This is a genomic window from Gordonia bronchialis DSM 43247, from assembly GCF_000024785.1.
Lineage (GTDB): Bacteria > Actinomycetota > Actinomycetes > Mycobacteriales > Mycobacteriaceae > Gordonia > Gordonia bronchialis.
Map to the genome: position 1 here is coordinate 758,485 of NC_013441.1, position 18,953 is coordinate 777,437.

The following is an 18,953-nucleotide window of genomic DNA, read 5'->3' on the forward strand; positions in this document are numbered from 1 at the left end:
GCGTCGGCCCGGGATGCGCACGGTGAACGTGTTCGGTAGCACGGTCGACGGGGCGGGTCAGTAGACGCTCCACTCGCTCTGGGCGTAGCGCAGGATGCGCGGGTCCATCAGCGTCGACGGCGGCATGTCGAGCGGAGGACGATCCAGCGGGAGGACGGCAGCCGACGCGAGTTCGGCGGGGCTGAGGAAGCGCAGCGGGTGTGGCGCCCGGACCTCGAGGGGAACCGGCCGGACGGCGGCCAGGTGAAATCCCCAGTCGCCGAAGGACGGGACGTCGACGTGGTACGGCAGGGTCCAGAGTCCGGCGTCGCGGAGCGTCGACTGAATGCACCAGAACGACTTCGGTGCAAAGTACGGCGATCCGGACTGGACCACCATGCGTGCACCGTCGGCGAGGTGGGCGCGGGCCAGCGCGTAGAACTCCGTCGAGTACAGCTTGGCGGTGGCCGACTCGTCGGGGTCGGGCATGTCGACGACAATGACGTCGTAGGGCTCTCGGTGCTGACGTAGCCACGAGAAGGCGTCGGCGGTGATCACCTGTGCGCGTGGGTCATTCATCGATCCGCGGTTGAGTCGGGTGAGTCGTTCGTCGGTGCGGGCCAGGCGGATCATCTCGGGGTCGAGTTCCACCAGCGTGACCTGACGGGTGTCGGGGTAGGCGAGCACCTCACGCAGGGCCAGGCCGTCGCCGCCACCGAGGATGAGGACCCGGTCGTGGCGCCCGCTCATCGCCGGATGCACCAGCGCCTCGTGATAGCGGTACTCGTCGATCGACGAGAACTGGAGATCGCCGTTGAGGTAGAGACGGGTGTCGGGACCGTCGGCGGTGCGCCGCTCGGTGATCACGATGTCCTGGTAGGCCGTTCGTTCGGCGGCGACGACGGGGTCGCGATAGAGAGCTTGGCGTGCCGTCACCTCGAAGCGCGATGAGTAGAGCAGCCCGGCGACCAGGGCGGCGACGACGGCGAGTGCCGCGACCCCGAGAATCGCCATCCGCGCACGGCTCAGAGAATGCCGGAACACCACGAAGACGAGGAAGCATCCGGCCGCCGCGTTGACCAGACCGACCACCAGCGCACCACGCAACTGACCGAAGATCGGCAGCAGCAGGAACGGGAAACACAGGCCGCCGACGAGGGCGCCGATGTAGTCGACGGCGAAGATGTCGGCCACCGCCGAACCCGCCTCCTGGCGTCGAATCCGTTGCAGCAGAACCATCAGCAGCGGGATCTCGGCGCCGATCAGCACACCGAGCACAAAGGCGACGCCGATCATCGCCTGCGTGTAGAGCGACAGATAGGCAAATGCCGCATACAGGGCCATCACCGAGAGCCCGCCGAGCAGCGCGAGCGCCAACTCGATCACGGCGAAGGCGGTGACCGAGTGCGGCTGAAGGGGTTTGGCTGCCAGTGAGCCGACGCCCATCGCGAACACCATCACCGCGAGGACGATCGAGGCCTGCGTCGCGGTGTTACCGATCAGGAACGAACCCAGCGAGACCAGCGCCAGCTCGTAGACGAGACCGCAAGCGGCGCAGACGAAGACGACGGCGAGTAGCGCGGCCCGGGCGATCCGCGGGCGGCCCGGACCCGTGGATGCGGTGCCCTCCACCGCCGCCGCGTCGTCGGCGCCGGCATGAGATGACGGGGTGGTGGTCACGCTCTCTTACAGAATCGACGCGGCGATGATCAGTGCGACACCCACATGGGCCACCCCGTGCACCCACACCGCGGGATGCGGCTGCGGATCGATCACGAGTTCCCCGAGCTTGCTCGGCGTGAACAGGTCGATCACGACGAAGGTGAGAATCATCGCGGCGAGCCCGATCAGGGTGTAGATCACGGTGAAGGTCAGGCCAACCGCGAGGCGTCCCTCACTGGCGAAGATCGCCGCGGTCACGATCAGTGCCACCGCGAACAGATTGGAGCCCACCAGGATTCCCGCGTTGCGATTACGGTCGGCCCACAGCTGACGGCGCAGGTCGCCGGGCGTGAGGACGTCGACGACGGCGAAGGACACCAGCATCAGGAAGATGCCGACGCCCGCATAAGCGGCGGCGTACCCGGCGTTGAGCGCGATGTCGGCGATCGAGATCATGGGTGTTCTCCGGTTTCTCGTGGATGGTCGGTTCGGTTCTGGTGCGCGCGAGTCATTTTCCGCCACCACCACTTCCGCCGCCGCGGTTGTCGCTGCCCGAACCACCGAAATTCGGTGTGGGAACCCAATATCCGCCGACGTAGTTGTGGTAGTGGTTGTAGCCCGACCGGTAGTCGCGGCTGACCATCACGCGGGTTTTGTCGGTGCCGTAGGGGAACAGCCCGATCAGGTAGTTCGGATACTGCAGGAACTGCGTCCCCGCCTGGTTGCCTGCGGCCCCGGCGTCACCGGCACGCTGATCGATCGGATCCTCGGCGTCGCTGATCTGGGCGGCAACCTCCGACGGCGTGCCGTCGGCGACGTAGGCCTGCACATCCCCCTCGTCGAGGGACGACTGACCCTGATAGTTCGACGTCACGTAGTCCCGCGCACTGCTGCCGATGAATCCCTTGATGGTCGAATACCCACACGACCCGATCAGGAACAGGGCGGCCACACCGGCGATGACGGCGATGATGATGTTGCGGGTGCGGCGCAGTCCCCGGATCGGATCGGGCGTCGTCATGCCTGTACCACCGCGCCCCGCTGGATGACGCTGGTGGTCACCACCACCTCGCCGGCCTGCGGGTAGGTGTGCCAGGTGTGCCAGGAGATCGTCTCGGCGTCGGCGTCGGAGATGATGGCGGTCACGGCGTGCGGCTCGCCGGGGAACCGTCCGAGCAGCGCGGGTAAGCCATCGGCCCGACGATCGGCGACGCGGGTACCGAGGTCGTCGACGAGATCCGCGAGCGCATCGGCCTCGACGACGTCGACGTGGGAGGCGAAGTAGTAGCTGCTGCCCTGATACGACTCCGGGAGGGCCGAGGTCATCTCCGGTAGGCAGGCGACCGTCTCACACAGCCGCTGATGCCCGTCGTCGACGATGACCTGATGGCTCGCGCCGAGCAGCCGCAGCGAGATCGTGATGCCGTCGAAATCGGCGGAACACTCGGCCAGCGCGGGCTGTTCGGGCGCCTCGAGGGAGAACCCGAGTTGCGCGGCGCTGGTGTCGGCGTAGGCGACGTCGATCTCGGTGGGGCCGAGGTCGGTGGAGCCGCCGGAATCGGCAGTACTCATCGGGCCTCGGGTGCGGGGTTGCTCGGGTACACCCGGTACTCGCCGGTCGTGAGGACCTCGCCGCGCGCGCACTCCCATCCGCTGCCGAAGTCCTCGAAGGACAGGCGTTCGGTGCCTGCCTCGTAATCGTGGTAGCGCATCGAGCCGGTCGTGGCGAGCCCGGTGGTGCCGGCCGAGGTGAAGGTGGCCGAGCCGGCCTCGTCGAAGACGTAGCGCCGGCCCTCGAGTTCGACGGCGTCGGGCCCGGGCGTCACCGTCACGCCCTTGAGTTCACGCCACAGCACGACCTCGAGGTCGGGGTCGTCCTCGACGGAGATCCATGCCTTCTCGCCGAGGCCGGTGTCGATGAAGTTCTCCGTCCAGGTGAACCCGCCCTGGGTCAGGCGCAGCGTGCCGCGCACGGCATAGGTCTCACCGCGGATCTCGACGAGATCACTCGGCTTGAGGTTGCGCGGGTTGCCGTAGACGGCGTCGTCGTCGGCCGACGAGAACGGATCACCGGGGCGGTAGGTGCGGTTGCGCAGGGCCTCTTCCTCGGACTGACGCAGTTTGCGCTTCTCGAGGAAGTTGAAGATCACCACCACGGCGATGATGGCGAGCAAGGCCACGATGATGACGAGCAGATACTTCACAGGCAGACAATATCGGACATGCGTTCGCTCGCGATCCGACCGTCCACAGGCCGAATGACCGAGCCGACGACGCCGGAGCCGTTCGCGCCCCGCGAACAGCGTCGGCGACCTTGCACTCGCCTGGTGCGAGTGCTAAAACGGAGCTTGGCACTCACGGACCGTGAGTGCTAGGTCGGGACGGTGAGACCGGTACCGAATGACACACCGGTCGTCCGTCGCGGGCACCGAGTTCCGGCCATAGATACCTGGTGTCACCCCCTATCGGAGGATCACTTACCCATGGCCAAGCAAATCGCGTTCGACGAAGAGGCCCGCCGCGGTCTCGAGCGGGGCCTCAACAGCCTTGCCGACGCAGTCAAGGTCACGCTGGGACCCAAGGGTCGCAACGTTGTCCTGGAGAAGAAGTGGGGCGCCCCCACGATCACCAACGATGGTGTGTCCATTGCCAAAGAGATCGAGCTGGAGGACCCGTACGAGAAGATCGGCGCCGAGCTCGTCAAAGAGGTCGCCAAGAAGACCGACGACGTCGCAGGCGACGGCACCACCACCGCAACCGTTCTGGCTCAGGCACTCGTGCGTGAGGGCCTGCGCAACGTCGCTGCAGGCGCCAACCCGATGGGCCTCAAGCGTGGCATCGAGCAGGCTGTCGACGCAGTCACCGAGTCGCTGCTGAAGAGCGCCAAGGAGGTCGAGACCAAGGAGCAGATCGCTGCCACCGCTGGTATCTCGGCCGGCGACCCCTCGATCGGCGAGCTCATCGCCGAGGCGATGGACAAGGTCGGCAAGGAAGGCGTCATCACCGTCGAGGAGTCCAACACCTTCGGACTCCAGCTCGAGCTCACCGAGGGCATGCGCTTCGACAAGGGCTACATCTCGGGTTACTTCGTGACCGACCCGGAGCGCCAGGAAGCCGTCCTCGACGACCCGTACATCCTGCTCGTCTCGGGCAAGGTCTCGACCGTCAAGGACCTGCTGCCGCTGCTGGAGAAGGTCATCCAGTCGGGCAAGCCGCTGCTGATCATCGCCGAGGACGTCGAGGGCGAAGCCCTCTCGACCCTGGTGGTCAACAAGATCCGTGGCACGTTCAAGTCGGTTGCCGTCAAGGCTCCCGGCTTCGGTGACCGCCGCAAGGCCATGCTCGCCGACATCGCCATCCTCACCGGTGGCGAGGTCATCAGCGAAGAGGTCGGCCTCTCGCTGGAGGGCGCCGGACTCGAGCAGCTCGGCCAGGCTCGCAAGGTCGTCGTCACCAAGGACGAGACCACCATCGTCGAGGGCGCGGGCGATCCCGACGCCATCGCCGGTCGCGTGGCCCAGATCCGTGGCGAGATCGAGAACAGCGACTCCGACTACGACCGGGAGAAGCTGCAGGAGCGTCTGGCCAAGCTGGCCGGCGGTGTCGCGGTCATCAAGGCCGGCGCTGCCACCGAGGTGGAGCTCAAGGAGCGCAAGCACCGCATCGAAGATGCCGTGCGCAACGCCAAGGCTGCCGTCGAAGAGGGCATCGTCGCCGGTGGTGGCGTGGCGCTGCTGCAGTCGGAGCCGGCCATCGACGGTCTGTCGCTCGAGGGCGACGAGGCCACCGGTGCCAACATCGTGCGTGTCTCGCTCTCGGCTCCGGCCAAGCAGATCGCCGTCAACGCCGGCCTCGAGCCGGGCGTCGTCGCCGACAAGATCCTCAACTCGCCCAAGGGAACCGGCCTCAACGCCGCGACCGGTGCGTACGAGGACCTGCTGGCCGCCGGCATCAACGACCCGGTGAAGGTCACCCGCTCGGCGCTGCAGAACGCAGCCTCGATCGCGGCTCTGTTCCTCACCACCGAGGCCGTCGTCGCCGACAAGCCGGAGAAGAACGCCGCTCCGGCGATGCCGGGTGGCGACGAGATGGGCGGCATGGGCTTCTGAGTCGAGTCCCTGTTTGACGCAAGACAATACGAAGGCCGGTCACCCTCGCGGGTGGCCGGCCTTCGGCGTGTATGGGCGGTGATTGGCGTCATCGATAATGGCGACACGGGTTCGTCTGATCGACGGATACCTGATGTTGTGACCCTACCGATAGCGTCGTGGGTGTTCTTTCGTCACCATTCGAGCGACCGCCATCGGAGACGCCTTGCGTAACAACAGAATTCTCACGAGAGCTTCCGCTACTCTAATCGCCACGACAGTTGCGGTGATCGGCCCCCTCGTCGCTTCCGGTCACGCCGTCGCTGATCCGAACGGCTCGTCCGACTTGGATCCGGGCAGCCTCGAGGGCCTGAACCTCGACGACCTGAATATCGGTGACTGGGACTTCGGCAGCCTCGACGGTAGTGGCAAACCACCGTCGGTACAGCGCTGCAACCAGAAGACCACGTCTGGAGGGCAGGGGGTCACCGAGACCAAGTACCTCCTGGGAGGACGCGGACCGACGTCGTTCACGTTGCGGTACGAAACCCTCAAACAACCCGATGAGATTCGGGTGTTCTACCAGGGCCGGCTGATTCACAACACCGGATACGTCGGTGACAACAAGAACGAGGGGACAGGTTCGGCCCGGGTGACCGTACCCGTCGGGTTCCAGGACTTTGTCACCGTGCGAGTGACAGGGCCGGAGAGCGGGACCAAGTGGAGCTACACGGTGTATTGCCCGAGCTGACGGGTAGGAGGGAAAGAAATCCTTCCCCGAGGTTTGGTCAGATCCCCCAGAAACTTCTCGGGGACGAATTCGAAAGTGGGGGAAGGATTTCCTTCCCCCACTTTCCGCAGGCGACTACAGCTTCGACAGCACCGGCGTCATCGTCTCGACGACCCACGGCACCGAGTAGACCGTCGGCGATGAGAACGCCGACGCGGTCTCGTTGGACAGGACCACCAGGGTGCCGTTACGGACCGCCGGCAGCTGATCCCAGCCGGGAACCGAATTGAAGGACTCTGCCCCGCCCACCAGCGGCCAGAGGATCAGTACGTCGGAGTCGAGTAGGTCGACCCGTTCGCCGGAGACCGTCGTCCGAGGCCCTTGGTCGGCAAGACTTTTCACCGCCGGGTCCAGTTGCAGGCCGAACTGGGCGACCAGCTTGGTCGACGGGTCCGTCTCGCTGGTCACCAAACCGAACTGCTTCTGCGGCGTGAGCTGACCGAAGGTGAACGTCGTCCCCTGGCTCGCCGGGTATTTCGCCTTGGTCTCGGCGATCTGGTTCTCGACGTCGGTGATGGCTTCTTGCGCCTGGGCCTGTTTGTCGAAGATCTTTCCGGCCGTGGACAACACGTCCTGCCAACTGTCGGTGACCGTGCCGGCGGTCATCACCGGGATCGTGGGAGCGAGTTGGCTGAGCCGGTCGTAGGTGGCCTTGTCCGGCAGGTATCCGGCGAGGATCACCTGGGGGTCGAAGCGGGCGATCGCGGGGATGTCGGGTGCGCCGTTGGCGTAGTCGAAGTTGACGATGGTCGAGGTGTGTTCGGGCGTCCACTCGAATCGGTTGTTGGGGCCGGAGTAACCGCGGGGGAGGAACTCGGCCGTTATGGGCACGCCGAGTTTGATCAGCGAATCCGACCATGCCCCACCGAAAGTCACGACCCTCGTCGGGTTCACCGGTATTGTACTGGAACCGTATTGGTGTTCGATGGTGACGGTCTGCGACTCCGATGCGGCGTCGTCGCCGGGGGAACAACCGGCCAGGGTGAGGGCCAGGATGGTCAGGACCAGGGTCACAGTGCGACGCGAGAACATCAGGTTAGGCTAGGCTAACTTCGATGTTGCGGGCAAGGGCGTCCGTGGTCGTGTCGTGACCGCCGGGCGCAGTTGGTCGACGTCAGCCTTTAGCGTCGGTGCCGACCACATCACGCAGCGCGGCGTACGCTTCATCGAGGGCGTGCGCGCACATCGCGGGTCCGTCGGTGCCGAGTTTCTCCATGGCCAGGTGCATCATCGCAGTCCAGGTGGAGATGATCACCCGCACGCGCAGGTCGTCGGGGGTGGTTTCCATGCGTTCGGCGAGTGCCTCGGTGAGCGACGCCGTCTTGTAGTCGCTCATCTCCATGCTGCGTGCGCTCACCGCCGGGGATGCCTGCATGATGCGGTTCATCGCCTCGAAGCGGGCCAGATCGACCGAGGCATGGTCGGTGGTCATCAGTTTGCGGTGGACATCGACCAGCGTCGCCAACTCGTCGCCGGTATGTGGAGCCGCCTTGAGTTCGGTGCGGACGGCGGCGACCATGTCCTCGATCGGGGCGAGCACCACGTCTTCCTTGGTGGCGAAGTAGCGGTTGAAGGTGCGCGGTGAGATGTCCGCGGCCGCTGCGATCTGCTCGACGGTTGTCGCCTCGAAACCGTTTGTGTCGCATAGCTTCAGCGCTGCGGCCACCAATCGGTCGCGGGTCTGGAGCTTCTTGCGCTCGCGAAGCCCGCACGCCGCGGAAGTGACACTCATGAGCGCATGATAGCGCGGAATCGCCGGATGTGTGTCCGAATCTGCCAACTGGCAGTGAATGCAAATTGTCTGTTGACGCCAAGTGGCAGAGGCTGCCATTATTTGGAGGCCGGTCGACGAGATCTCCATCGCGCCGGTCCATGGGCGAGCCCCACCGTTGCAGTCCGCCGCAACTCACAAGACGCTCACAACTCACAAGACCCCCAGAACTCACAAGACGCACAGTCTGGAGAAACCGTGACCATCACCGACCTACCGATCGAGGAGCGCGGGCAGACGTCCGAACTCCCACCCGCACCACCCAATTCGCGCCGCTGGTGGGCGCTGGGCATCATCGCGCTGGCGCAGCTGATGGTGGTTCTCGACGCCACGATCATCACCATCGCGCTGCCGTACGCGCAGGCCGACCTGCACATCTCCGACGCCAGCCGGCAGTGGGCGATGACCGCCTACACCCTGATGTTCGGCGGTCTGCTGTTACTCGGCGGCCGCCTGGCCGACTATCTGGGCCGACGCCGGATGTTCCTGATCGGGCTCGCCGGGTTCGCGGCGTCCTCGGTCGTGGCGGGCCTTGCCTGGAACACCGCGTCGTTCTTCGCCGGCCGCGCACTCCAGGGTGCGTTCGCTGCGGTTCTCGCCCCGGCCGCACTGTCGCTGATCACCGTCACCTTCATCGAACATCGCGAGCGCGCAAGGGCTTTCGCCGTGTACGCCGCGGTCTCGGGTGGTGGTGCCGCGATCGGGCTGATCCTCGGCGGCGCCCTGACCGAGTACATGTCCTGGCGCTGGACGCTTCTCATCAACACCCCGATCGCGATCGTCGCGGCCATCGGTGCGGTGATGCTCGTTCTCCGCGACCGACCGGCCCTGCAGCGCAACGGATACGATCTGCCGGGTGCGATCACGGTGACCACCGGACTCGTCGCACTGGTCTACGGGTTCACCCGCGCCGCGGAGTCCGGATGGGGTTCGGCGTCGACGATCGCGTTGTTCGTCGTGTCCGCCGCGCTGTTGGCCGCATTCGTGATGATCGAGTTGCGGGCGAGCAATCCGCTTCTGCCGCTGCGTATCCCGGGTGAACGCAACCGGGGCGGCGCGTTCCTGGTGTCGTTCATCGTGCCGATCCCGATGTTCGCGATGTTCCTGTTCCTCAGCTACTACATGCAGAACACCCTCGGCCACACCCCGCTGGAAGCCGGCGTGTTGTTCCTCCCGTTCCCGGTCGGCATCATCGTCGCAGCCGGTCTGGCGAGCTCACTGTTGCCGCGAATCGGCCCGCAGCCGTTGATGATCGCGGGCACCGTGCTCGGTGTGGCAGGTCTGACGTATCTGGCCCAGCTGGGCATGGATTCCACCTGGCTCTCCGTGGTCCTGCCCAGTCAGGTGCTGATCGCCTTCGGCATGGGGTTGACCTTTGTGTCGATGCAATCGGTTGCGCTGCACTGAACCGTCCTGGATCGGATAGAGACCTGGTTCAGGCCACCTCCGCCACGGAGGCGACGCTGTCACGATAGCGCGTCTCGTACTCGACGGGTGAGCAGTAGCCCAGGGAGGAGTGCAGCCTCTCGGCGTTGAACCAGTGCACGTAGGCGGCGGTCTCTCGTTCGACCTCGCCGCGGTCCTTCCAGGCGCGGCCGGTGTCGATCAGTTCGGTCTTGTACAAGCCGATCGCCGACTCCATGAGCGCGTTGTCGAGCGCATCGCCGACCGATCCTATGGATCCGGTGATGTTGGCCTCGGTCAGCGCAGCGGTGAATGCCAACGATGTGTACTGATCAGGCTCAACCGGTGGAAGCAACACCCGAGATCAGGAGGGTGCTGTGGGGAGACCATCGAACTGGATGAAGGAGGTCACTCGACGGGCTCCGATGCGCTCGCCGGGGCACCCTGGACACAGACGCGAACTGGAGCGTCGATTCTGGGACAAGGTCGCCGAGGGGATGCTTCCGTCGGAAGCAGGGATCGCCGTCGGCGTGTCGCCGGTGCGTGGATCGCGGTGGTTCCGTGAGGCTGGAGGGATGTCTCCGTACTCGTGGCCAGCTCCGTCGGGACGCTACTTGAGCTTCGCTGAGCGTGAGCAGATCGCACTGCTTCGCGTGCAGGGCAAGGGGATCAGAGACATCGCGAAGCGTTTGGGACGGAGTCCCTCGACGATCTCCCGCGAGGTGCGACGTAACGCTGCGACACGTAGCGGCACCATCGAGTACCGAGCTTCGGTCGCGCAGTGGAAAGCAGAGATGTTTGCCCGCCGGCCCAAGCTGACCAAGCTGCAGACGAACCCGGCACTGCGTGAGTATGTGCACGATCGATTGTCGGGCAAAGTTATCGGCGAGGACGGCGCCGTCGTGATCGGCCCCGCAGTCGGTCGTTGGACGGGCCGCAACAAGCCGCACCGGGCCGATCGACGCTGGGTACAGGCGTGGAGCCCTGAGCAGATTGCGCATCGTATCCGGATCGATTTCCCTGACGACCCATCAATGAGGATCAGTCATGAGGCGATCTACCAGGCACTTTACATCGAGGGCCGCGAGGGTTTGGACCGAGACGAGATTTTGAGTTTGCGCACCGGCCGGTCGTTGCGGATGCCACGCGCAAGGTCGAAACGCACCGCATGGGCACACGTCACCGATGACTCGTTGATCAGCAAACGCCCTGGCGAGGCAGACGATCGTGCCGTGGCTGGACATTGGGAGGGCGACTTGATCATTGGAACCGGACGTTCTGCGATCGGCACGGTGGTGGAACGAAAGACTCGTTACACCATGCTTGTTCACCTGCCACGCGAGGAGGGCTGGGGCGTGAGCAAGCCGGTGAAGAATGGCGTCGCGCTCTCGGGATACGGTGCGGTGTCGATGAATGCCCGACTCGAGTCTGCACTGGCGAAACTTCACGGCGCCCTGAAGAAGTCCCTGACCTGGGACCGAGGCAAAGAGCTATCGGCTCATCTGGCGCTCACGGACAAGACTGGCGTTCCGGTATTCTTCGCCGATCCGCACAGTCCATGGCAGCGCGGAACGAACGAGAACACCAATGGGTTGCTGCGACAGTACTTCCCCAAGGGAACTGACCTCTCACGGTGGTGAACCGCCCCGGGTTCGTCGGAGGCTCTCGAACCTGTGAAGGATGGAGAGCATGGCAGCACCTCGGAAGTACAGCATTGAGCTGAAGGAGCGAGCGACGCGGATGGCGGTGGAAGCCCGCAAGGACCCGGCCACACGGCCGGGAGCGTTCAAACGGATCGGCGATCAACTCGGTGTGCACCCGGAGGCGCTACGCACCTGGGTCAAGCAAGCCGAAATCGATGGCGGGCAGCGGCCGGGTACCACGAGCAGCGATTCCGAGCGGATCGCGCAGCTCGAGCGGGAGAACCGCGAGCTGCGGCGGGCGAACACGATCTTGAAGCAGGCGTCGGCTTTTTTTGCCGCGGAGATCGACCGCCCACAGCGTTGATCGTGGAGTTCGTCGCCGCTTCTCGCGACGAACACGGAGTCGATCCGATCTGCGCGGCCCTACGCGACACGGCCGCCCAGATCGCTCCGTCCACGGTACGAGCCCACCTGAGTGCGAACAAGACCGAGGCGCCACGCACGGTGCGTGACCGGGAGATGCTCGGCGAGATCCGCACCGTGCACGCCGACAATCTCGGCGTCTACGGTGCCCGCAAGGTCCACGCCGAACTACGCAGAAAGGATATCGACGTGGCGCGCTGCACTGTCGAACGATTGATGAAAGCCGATGGACTGCAAGGGATACCGAGGTTGAAGACACGCAGGACCACCCGCAGCGATGGCGCCGAAACCCCGCAACCGGCCGACCGAGTCGGCCGGCAGTTCACCGCCGAGGCGCCGAACACCTTGTGGGTGGCGGACCTGACCTACATCCGCACCCACTCCGGGTGGGTGTACGCGGCGTTCATCCTCGACGTGTACTCGCGCGTGGTCGTCGGCTGGCAGGTCTCGACCACGATGCACACCGACCTCGCATTGGACGCCTTAGACATGGGATTGTGGGCGCGTGATCGTGCCGGCCAGGATGTGGCCGGACTGATTCACCACTCGGACCGCGGAGTGCAGTATCGAGCGATTCGTTACACCGAGCGTCTCGCCGAAGCTGAAGCGGTGACTTCGGTTGGCTCCAAGGGTGATTCGTATGACAACGCGATGGCCGAGGCGTTCAACTCGTTATTCAAGGCGGAATGTATCCGCAACCCGATCATGCGCCCGAAGAGCGGGTGGGGCGGTGTCGGCGACGTCGAGATCGCGGTCGCCGAGTACATCGAGTGGTTCAACCACCGCCGTCTGCACGGCGAGATCGGACACGTCCCGCCGGTCGAGTACGAGGCCGCCTACTGGGCGGCCCACACGGTCACCAGCTACCGTGAGAACCCGGTCCCAGCAGAGGCCGGAACCAACTAACCGAGCCTCCAGCAAACCCGGGGCGATTCAGTGGGCTGCCGACGAGGTCCAAGCCATTGCGCACGCACTCAACACGCGCCCACGCAAGACACTCGGGTGGCGCACACCCGCCGAAGCGATGGCCGAGGAGCTATCATCGATGAGTACACGTCGTGTTGCGACGACCAGTTGAATCCGCCCTGACTGCCCGCATCGCTGTGATGAACCAAACCGGTTGCGGTGAAGTCGAATCCGGATCGGCGGCGGGCGAACAACGCTTGCTCGACAACACTCGTCACCAACGGTGTGTGCTTGCTCGCCATGACTCGCCACCCGAGGATGCGTCGCGAAAACACATCCACGAGGAACGCGACGTAGACAAACCCCGCCAATGTCCACACATACGTGAAGTCGGCCACCCACCACTGATCCGGATGTGTCGGTGTATCCCATTGTCGTTCAACATGATCAGGGAATCGTGGCGCCCTATCGTCTCGGTGGGTCGTGGTGGTGCGATGGCTGCCGCGTACAGCACCGGAGATGCCGCAGATCCCCATCAGCCGGCCGACCTGATCACGACCCATCACGTGACCGGCGCGCCACATCGTGTGATACATCTTGCGCACCCCGTACACACCGCGGTTCTTCTCGAACTGCTGGTAGACGGCATGAGCGGCGTAGGCCTCCTCGAGCATCGCTGCCGAGACCAGGCCACGCTGCTTGTGGGCATAGTAGGTGGATGGGGCAATCTGCATTCCGTACTCGGTGAGTACCCGGCAGATCGGATCGACCCCGAACCTGTCCCTGTGATCGTCGATGTACTCGACGATCAACGAAGTCGGCGGTCGATCTCCGCCGCGGCGAAAAACGCCGACGCCGTCTTCAAACTCTCATTGGCTCTGCGCAATTCGGAATTCTCACGACGCAGCTCACGCACCTGAGCATCCAACTCCCCACTGGTCGTACTCACCCCCGAGGAGACCACCGGCGTGTCCTTCTCGATCCAGTTACGCAGCGTCGCCTGATTGATATCGAGCATCTCGGCGACATGCCGGCGCGCCGCCGACTTCGACCCGCCCACCTCGCCGAGCCGATCCTGATACATCCGCACGGCACGCTCACGCGTCTCCTGGTCAAACTTCCGTGGTGCTCCCATAACAGCATTCTCCTGGTGAGATCACGGTCTCCACCAGACCCAGGACGGTTCAGCACCGTATCGAGGAGAAGGACTCCGGGGTGGCCAGCGCACTGCTCAACACCACCCAGCAGATCGGCGGATCGGTGGGGCTCGCGCTGCTCAGCACCATCGTGGCCCAGGCCTTTGCCCGTCATCCTGGTTCGATCACGCTGCCCGGATCGGACACCTTCAACCAGGCGAGCATCCACAGCTACGACGTCGCGTTCTACTGGGGCGCCGGATTCATGCTGGCGGCGCTGGTCGTGACGCTGACGACCATCCGGATGGGTCGGCACGCGCTCGGCGACGAGACACAGAACGCGGCGGTCGCCGTGGTGTGATCGGTTGACACCGCCCGGCGAAGGTCGGCCACCGCGTCCGGGTGGCCGACCTTCGTCACGTGAACCACGGTCAGGAGGCGACGGCGCTGACGGGCGGTTGATCGAGGCCCATCTCCCCGAGTTGTGTCACCTTCGCCGCGGTGGGGTCGTCGGCGGGAGCGAACCAGACCAGCCGCGGACCCAACGATTCGTCGAGCCAGAGGCTGGTCATGGTCAAATTCAGTTCACCGAGACCGGCATGCCGTATGTGCTTGGGTGCGTTCGGTTCTGCCGTGACATCGCCGCGCTCCCACAGCGCGCGGAACGCCGGCGAGGCTTCCTGCAGTTCTTCGATGAACTGCTGCCAATGCGGTTCGTCGTGATGTCGGCCGAATCCCGCTCGCAGCCGTGCGGCGATGCGGGCCTGCGAGAAGGCGAGGTCGGCGTGACTGCGCTGCCACACCGGGTCGGTGAACAGGAGAAGCGCGCAGTTGCGTCGCTCCGGTTCGATCCGGTCGAGATCGCCGAACAGGAATCGATAGGCACGGTTGTAGGCGAGGATGTCGAATCGGGCCGTCTGCACCGCCGCCGGAAACGGCATGAACTTCTCGATGGCGAGCAGATGTCCGTCACGCAGACAACTGGTTTCGGCGCGGTCGGGGATGGGTACACCGGCCAACGCGAACAGATGGTCACGCTCGTCGTCGGTGAGTCGCAGGGCCCGCGCGATCGCGGTGAGCACCTGCTCAGACGCGGCGATCGGCCGACCTTGTTCCAGCCACGTGTACCAGGTCAGGCCCACCCCGGCCAGTTGCGCGACCTCTTCGCGGCGTAACCCCGCCACGCGGCGTCGGGTGCCCGCGGGCAAGCCCACTTCCGACGGCGTCAGACGCGCTCGACGGGTGCGCAGAAACGCCGCAAACTCTTCGGACCGGGTGGATCATCCAGATCGGCGCGATCATCTTCGCCGTCGCCTTCACCGAGTGGTATCCCGACTACGGCCCCAACAAACAGCTTGCCGCACAGGGAATCCCGACGGACCCACCCGCGCCGATCATCCGGCTCTTCGACTGGGTGCCGGTATTCGTGCTGATCGTGGGGATCGCCGGTCTGGTCACCGACTCCACCACAGCCATCGTCGGCTGGATTCTCATAGCCGTCGGCGCGGTGGGGATCTTCCTGCTGAGCAACCTGTTCCCGGCGACAACGTCGACCGACGAGCAGAGGCTGCCCGGGGGTGAGCAGGTGTAGGACCTGCACACCCCGATCCTTTCGTGCGGGTATGCCGTGGCCGCGGTGGTGTCGGTCTGAAACGATGTCCTCATGACGCCCACGCCCGGACAGTCGATCGCCCTGCCGACCCTGCCCAAGCTCCGTGACCTCGGCGGCTGGCCGACCACCGACGGCAGCCAGGTGCGCAGCGGCGTCCTGTACCGCTCCACAGACCTCAGCCGCCTCGACGATGCCGACCGTCAAACGTTGACCGATCTGGGCCTGCGCACCATCTACGACCTGCGCACGCTCGCCGAGCGCACCGGCGCACCCGACATCGCGATCGACGGCGCCACCGAGGTGGCCGTCGACGTGCTGGCCGACGCCACCACGTCGATCCCGGCCAATCTGGGTACCGTGCTCGCCGACCCGGCCGTCGTCGCGCAGGCCACCGATGCGCTCGGCGACGGGAAGGCAGCCGAGCTCATCGCCGGCACCTACCGCGAGATCGTGACCCTGCCCAGCGCGCTGGCCGCCTATCGCCGGTTCTTCGAAGGGCTCGCGGGCGGCGATCCGGGCCCGGTGCTGTTTCACTGCACCACCGGCAAGGATCGGACGGGATGGGCGGCGGCGGTGCTGCTCTCCCTGCTCGGCGTCCGCGAGGACGACGTCTACCAGGATTATCTGCTCACCAACGAGCAACTCATACCCGCGCTGACCCCGCTGTTCGACGATTTCGCGGCCGCCGGCGGCGATCCGGACCTGTTGCGCCCGGTCCTGGGCGTCGACCGCAGCTATCTCGACGCGGCCTTCGATGAGATGCGCTCGGTGTACGGCGACGTCGATGGCTATGTGACCGACGGTCTCGGCCTCGACACCGATCTGCGAAAGCGCCTACGGGACCTCTACCTGCACGCCTGAGCACGCCACCCGCCACAATGGGGGTTGTGACCGAGCAGACGACCGACACCATCGACCTGACCGCCGTCGCCAACTTCCGCGACGTCGGGGGCATGACGACCCACGACGGACGGACGGTCGCCACCGGGCGGCTGTTCCGGTCGGCGGCCCTGGGGAAGGCGTCCGACGACGACATCGCCACGTTGGCCGGACTGGGCCTGCGGACCGTCGTCGACCTACGCTCGGTCGCCGAGGCCGACGCCGCACCCGATCCGACGATCGGCGACGCGCGCGGCGTCCTGCTCGACGTGCTCGCCGACGCCGAGCGGATCAGTGCCCCCGCCGACCTGGACAAACTCATCGCCAACCCGGAAGCGGTGGCCGCCGCCAATGATCGGCTGGAGCAGGGCAGCGGTGTGGAGCACATGATCGGCGCCTACCGCGGTCTGGTGAACCTGCCGAGTGCCAAACGCGCCTACCGCGAGTTCTTCACCGGACTGCTCGACGGCGTCCCGACACTTTTCCACTGCACCGCGGGTAAGGACCGAACCGGTTGGGCCGCAGCGTCATTTCTCACCCTGATGGGGGTGGACCGCGACGACGTGTACAGCGACTATCTGCGCACCAACGACCTGTTCCTACCGGCGATGGCGCACGTCTTCGACGCCTTCGAGGCGGCCGGCGGCGACCCGGACCTGCTGCGCCCGCTGCTCGGGGTGTCGGCGTCGTATCTGAATGTCGCCTTCGACGAGGTGGCCATCCAGTACGGCTCCATCGGCGACTACTTCGCCGAGGCCCTCGGCATCTCCGCCGACGAGCAGGACCGGATGCGGGAGCAGTTCCTGATCTGATGCGAAGTTCGGTTGTTCGTGCGCCACCACCCGGCACATGATCGTGTGATCATGATGGCCATGACGCAGCTGACCGCCGGGTTGCCGAACCGATGACCGGGACCCTGCAGGAGGGCGACGAGTTCGCCGGGTATCGCATCGTCCGGCGACTCGGCGTCGGCGGAATGGGTGAGGTGTACCTCGCGCAGCATCCACGGCTGCCGCGTCAGGACGCACTCAAAGTCCTCGCACCGGCGTTTCAGAACGACGAACAGTTCCGCGAACGGTTCACTCGCGAGGCCGACGTCGCGGCGACGCTGCTGCACCCCAACATCGTCCCGCATTATGACCGCGGCGATCATCGCGATCGATTGTGGATCTCCATGGCCTACATCGACGGCTCGGATACCTTCGCGCTGGCCCAGACCTTTCCCGACCGGGTGTTCGCCGGCGATCTGGTTGCCGAGATCGTCTCGGCAATCGCCGACGCTCTCGACCACGCACACGACAATGGCCTGCTCCATCGTGACGTCAAGCCGGGCAACATCCTGGTCACCCACACGCGGCGTCGTCGAATCTATCTGGCGGACTTCGGGATAGCGAAAGCACAAGACGCCGGAACGGCACTCACGTCGACGGGCGCCTTCGTCGGGAGTCTTGCCTACTGCGCACCGGAGCAGGCGGCGGCCGACCACCTCACCGGCGCCGCCGATCAATACCAATTGGCCTGTACTGCTTTTGAATTGCTGACCGGTGCCCCGCCCTATCCCGGCACGAATCTGGTGCAGGTTCTCCATCAGCATCTCAATTCGCCACCGCCCTCGCCGCGTTCGCGGCGGCCGGAGCTGCCGGGAGAACTCGACGCCGTCTTCGCTCAAGCACTCGCGAAGGACCCGGCGCAGCGCTACCGCAGATGCTCGGACTTCGCCGATGCCCTGGTGGACGTGCTCGACTCGCTGCCCGCTCCGCCGCCGGGGATGTCTGCCGCGACGGGGCCTGCGTCCACCGTCGTGGCCACCACGCCGGTGCCGGCCGCCACGTCCGGGCCCTGGCACCAGCCCACCGTCTCCGGGACGCCACCCCCGCAACCGATCTGGTCCGGTGGCAGTGGACCCATGATTTTTGCTCCGCCGCAGCACTTTTCGTCCCCGGGATTTCCTGGGCCACCCATTCGGTGGTCGGGGTTTCCACTCCTGCCCGAACAGCTGCGCGGCCTGTCGTGCGGGGCCTACTTCGCCCTGGAGGCCACCTCTGACCCGGTCGACGATCTCTTCGTCACCGGGAGCAAGCGTCACCTCCGCAAGAAGCTGCGTGACACCTGGGGGATCGTCGACGCCGAATCGGCCGACGAGACCGTCGACCTGCTGCAGCTGGGCATGGATGCCCCCGACTACGACCCGACGTTGCGTACCATCCGAAATGTCGCGGGCGGTACCCCGCGTGGTGCCCTCGTCCACGAGCGGGATCGCATCCTGCGGGCAGCCCCGGGGCTGATCCCATCGATCCTCGACACCGTGCTCACGGTTGCGTCGTCGACCCGCGACTTTCCGGAGGAGATTCCCGGAAGTGTTGCCGCGTGGGATCTCTCGCGACTGGTGATCATCGTCCGATACTGCGTGTTCCTCGGCTACCTGGACCCTGATGTCGCGTGGTCGATTGTGGTGGACGCCGGTCGGCGGGCGGCAGGTGTGTATCCGCACTGGGGCGCATATGCGGCCGGATTCGAGGTGGGCCGGGCACTCTCGCGGGCCGAGGGTGATCGGCATCCGGCGCGGGCGGCGGACGGCGTCTTCGCCGAGTCCCGCCCGATCATCCTTCGCCTGCTGTCTGATCCGACGAGCCCGTGGATCCGATTGCCCCTGCGCTGAC

At 65.6% G+C, this 18,953-nt stretch carries 17 protein-coding genes, 5 pseudogenes and 2 other annotated features; of the genes and pseudogenes, 11 read left to right on the plus strand and 11 right to left on the minus strand.

What is annotated here, in order from left to right; translation table 11 throughout:
• Window positions 1-57: 57 nt before the first annotated feature.
• Genes GBRO_RS03450 through GBRO_RS03470 form a run of 5 tightly spaced genes read right to left on the minus strand, consistent with a single transcriptional unit; the run spans window position 58 to window position 3,845 of the window.
• Entirely contained in the window at window positions 58-1,611 is a 1,554-nt protein-coding gene (locus GBRO_RS03450; RefSeq protein WP_041920193.1) for a polyamine aminopropyltransferase, read from the minus strand.
• 54 nt (window positions 1,612-1,665) lie between these two features.
• Complete coding sequence (locus GBRO_RS03455; protein WP_012832611.1) at window positions 1,666-2,097, minus strand: DUF350 domain-containing protein; 432 nt, start codon at window positions 2,095-2,097, stop codon at window positions 1,666-1,668.
• A gap of 52 nt (window positions 2,098-2,149) precedes the next feature.
• Entirely contained in the window at window positions 2,150-2,662 is a 513-nt protein-coding gene (locus GBRO_RS03460) for a DUF4247 domain-containing protein (protein ID WP_012832612.1), read from the minus strand.
• Window positions 2,659-3,213 (minus strand): DUF2617 family protein, encoded by a 555-nt coding sequence (locus GBRO_RS03465; protein WP_012832613.1) that lies wholly within the window; start codon window positions 3,211-3,213, stop codon window positions 2,659-2,661. The genes GBRO_RS03460 and GBRO_RS03465 overlap by 4 nt, the downstream gene beginning before the upstream one ends.
• On the minus strand, window positions 3,210-3,845 hold the full coding sequence (locus GBRO_RS03470; RefSeq protein WP_012832614.1) for a DUF4178 domain-containing protein: 636 nt from the start codon (window positions 3,843-3,845) through the stop codon (window positions 3,210-3,212). The genes GBRO_RS03465 and GBRO_RS03470 overlap by 4 nt, the downstream gene beginning before the upstream one ends.
• A 279-nt stretch (window positions 3,846-4,124) precedes the next feature.
• On the opposite strand from GBRO_RS03470, the gene groL reads away from it, so the two are divergent.
• Together groL and GBRO_RS03480 are read left to right on the plus strand one after the other, a co-directional pair.
• Complete coding sequence (gene groL / locus GBRO_RS03475; protein ID WP_012832615.1) at window positions 4,125-5,750, plus strand: chaperonin GroEL; 1,626 nt, start codon at window positions 4,125-4,127, stop codon at window positions 5,748-5,750.
• 265 nt (window positions 5,751-6,015) lie between these two features.
• Window positions 6,016-6,480 carry a hypothetical protein gene (locus tag GBRO_RS03480; protein WP_012832616.1) on the plus strand — a complete coding sequence of 155 codons (465 nt, stop codon included), beginning with the start codon at window positions 6,016-6,018 and terminating at the stop codon, window positions 6,478-6,480.
• Window positions 6,481-6,594: 114 nt separating this feature from the next.
• Here GBRO_RS03480 and GBRO_RS03485 read toward each other — a convergent pair whose 3' ends face one another.
• Complete coding sequence (locus GBRO_RS03485) at window positions 6,595-7,551, minus strand: ABC transporter substrate-binding protein (RefSeq protein WP_012832617.1); 957 nt, start codon at window positions 7,549-7,551, stop codon at window positions 6,595-6,597.
• 82 nt (window positions 7,552-7,633) lie between these two features.
• Window positions 7,634-8,251: a TetR family transcriptional regulator gene (locus GBRO_RS03490; RefSeq protein WP_041920194.1), complete on the minus strand. Its 618-nt coding sequence runs from the start codon at window positions 8,249-8,251 to the stop codon at window positions 7,634-7,636.
• Between the two features lie 237 nt (window positions 8,252-8,488).
• Between GBRO_RS03490 and GBRO_RS03495 the strand changes: the two genes are divergently transcribed.
• Window positions 8,489-9,697: an MFS transporter gene (locus tag GBRO_RS03495; protein ID WP_223373281.1), complete on the plus strand. Its 1,209-nt coding sequence runs from the start codon at window positions 8,489-8,491 to the stop codon at window positions 9,695-9,697.
• Window positions 9,698-9,725: 28 nt separating this feature from the next.
• Here the strand turns inward: GBRO_RS03495 and GBRO_RS03500 are convergent.
• Window positions 9,726-10,025: pseudogene (locus GBRO_RS03500) on the minus strand (transposase); the annotation flags it as partial.
• Between the two features lie 67 nt (window positions 10,026-10,092).
• Here GBRO_RS03500 and GBRO_RS03505 point away from each other — a divergent pair.
• From GBRO_RS03505 to GBRO_RS25715, 3 genes and pseudogenes are all read left to right on the plus strand, one after another.
• Window positions 10,093-11,331: pseudogene (locus GBRO_RS03505) on the plus strand (IS30 family transposase); the annotation flags it as partial.
• Between the two features lie 52 nt (window positions 11,332-11,383).
• Window positions 11,384-12,666 (plus strand): IS3 family transposase gene (locus GBRO_RS03515; RefSeq protein ID WP_370452859.1). Its coding sequence is split into 2 segments (ribosomal slippage): window positions 11,384-11,666 and window positions 11,666-12,666, totalling 1,284 coding nucleotides; the frame shifts between segments, so codons are not numbered across the junction.
• Window positions 11,662-11,790: a sequence feature (AL1L pseudoknot), on the plus strand. (Overlaps the previous gene by 129 nt.)
• Window positions 12,667-12,694: 28 nt before the next feature.
• Window positions 12,695-12,838: pseudogene (locus GBRO_RS25715) on the plus strand (IS30 family transposase); the annotation flags it as partial.
• A gap of 7 nt (window positions 12,839-12,845) precedes the next feature.
• On the opposite strand, the pseudogene GBRO_RS26745 reads toward GBRO_RS25715, so the two are convergent.
• Window positions 12,846-13,801, minus strand: a pseudogene (locus GBRO_RS26745) (IS3 family transposase); the annotation flags it as partial.
• Window positions 13,386-13,517 (minus strand) — a sequence feature (AL1L pseudoknot). (Overlaps the previous pseudogene by 132 nt.)
• Before the next feature lie 80 nt (window positions 13,802-13,881).
• Between GBRO_RS26745 and GBRO_RS03530 the strand changes: the two are divergent.
• Complete coding sequence (locus GBRO_RS03530) at window positions 13,882-14,163, plus strand: hypothetical protein (RefSeq protein WP_041919705.1); 282 nt, start codon at window positions 13,882-13,884, stop codon at window positions 14,161-14,163.
• 70 nt (window positions 14,164-14,233) lie between these two features.
• Here the strand turns inward: GBRO_RS03530 and GBRO_RS03535 are convergent, their stop codons facing one another.
• Complete coding sequence (locus tag GBRO_RS03535) at window positions 14,234-14,821, minus strand: MmyB family transcriptional regulator (RefSeq protein WP_256596628.1); 588 nt, start codon at window positions 14,819-14,821, stop codon at window positions 14,234-14,236.
• 18 nt (window positions 14,822-14,839) lie between these two features.
• Window positions 14,840-15,055 (minus strand): annotated as a pseudogene (locus GBRO_RS27345) (helix-turn-helix domain-containing protein); the annotation flags it as partial.
• Between the two features lie 173 nt (window positions 15,056-15,228).
• Between GBRO_RS27345 and GBRO_RS26225 the strand changes: the two are divergent.
• The 4 genes from GBRO_RS26225 to GBRO_RS24580 all read left to right on the plus strand — a co-directional run bounded on the left by GBRO_RS26225 (window position 15,229) and on the right by GBRO_RS24580 (window position 18,952).
• Window positions 15,229-15,393 carry a hypothetical protein gene (locus GBRO_RS26225; RefSeq protein WP_155825219.1) on the plus strand — a complete coding sequence of 55 codons (165 nt, stop codon included), beginning with the start codon at window positions 15,229-15,231 and terminating at the stop codon, window positions 15,391-15,393.
• A gap of 72 nt (window positions 15,394-15,465) precedes the next feature.
• Window positions 15,466-16,275: a tyrosine-protein phosphatase gene (locus tag GBRO_RS03545; protein ID WP_012832621.1), complete on the plus strand. Its 810-nt coding sequence runs from the start codon at window positions 15,466-15,468 to the stop codon at window positions 16,273-16,275.
• Between the two features lie 17 nt (window positions 16,276-16,292).
• The gene (locus GBRO_RS03550; protein ID WP_012832622.1) at window positions 16,293-17,105 is read left to right on the plus strand and encodes a tyrosine-protein phosphatase; all 813 of its coding nucleotides are present in this window, start codon (window positions 16,293-16,295) and stop codon (window positions 17,103-17,105) included.
• 92 nt (window positions 17,106-17,197) lie between these two features.
• Complete coding sequence (locus GBRO_RS24580; RefSeq protein ID WP_012832623.1) at window positions 17,198-18,952, plus strand: protein kinase domain-containing protein; 1,755 nt, start codon at window positions 17,198-17,200, stop codon at window positions 18,950-18,952.
• Window position 18,953: the final 1 nt, after the last annotated feature.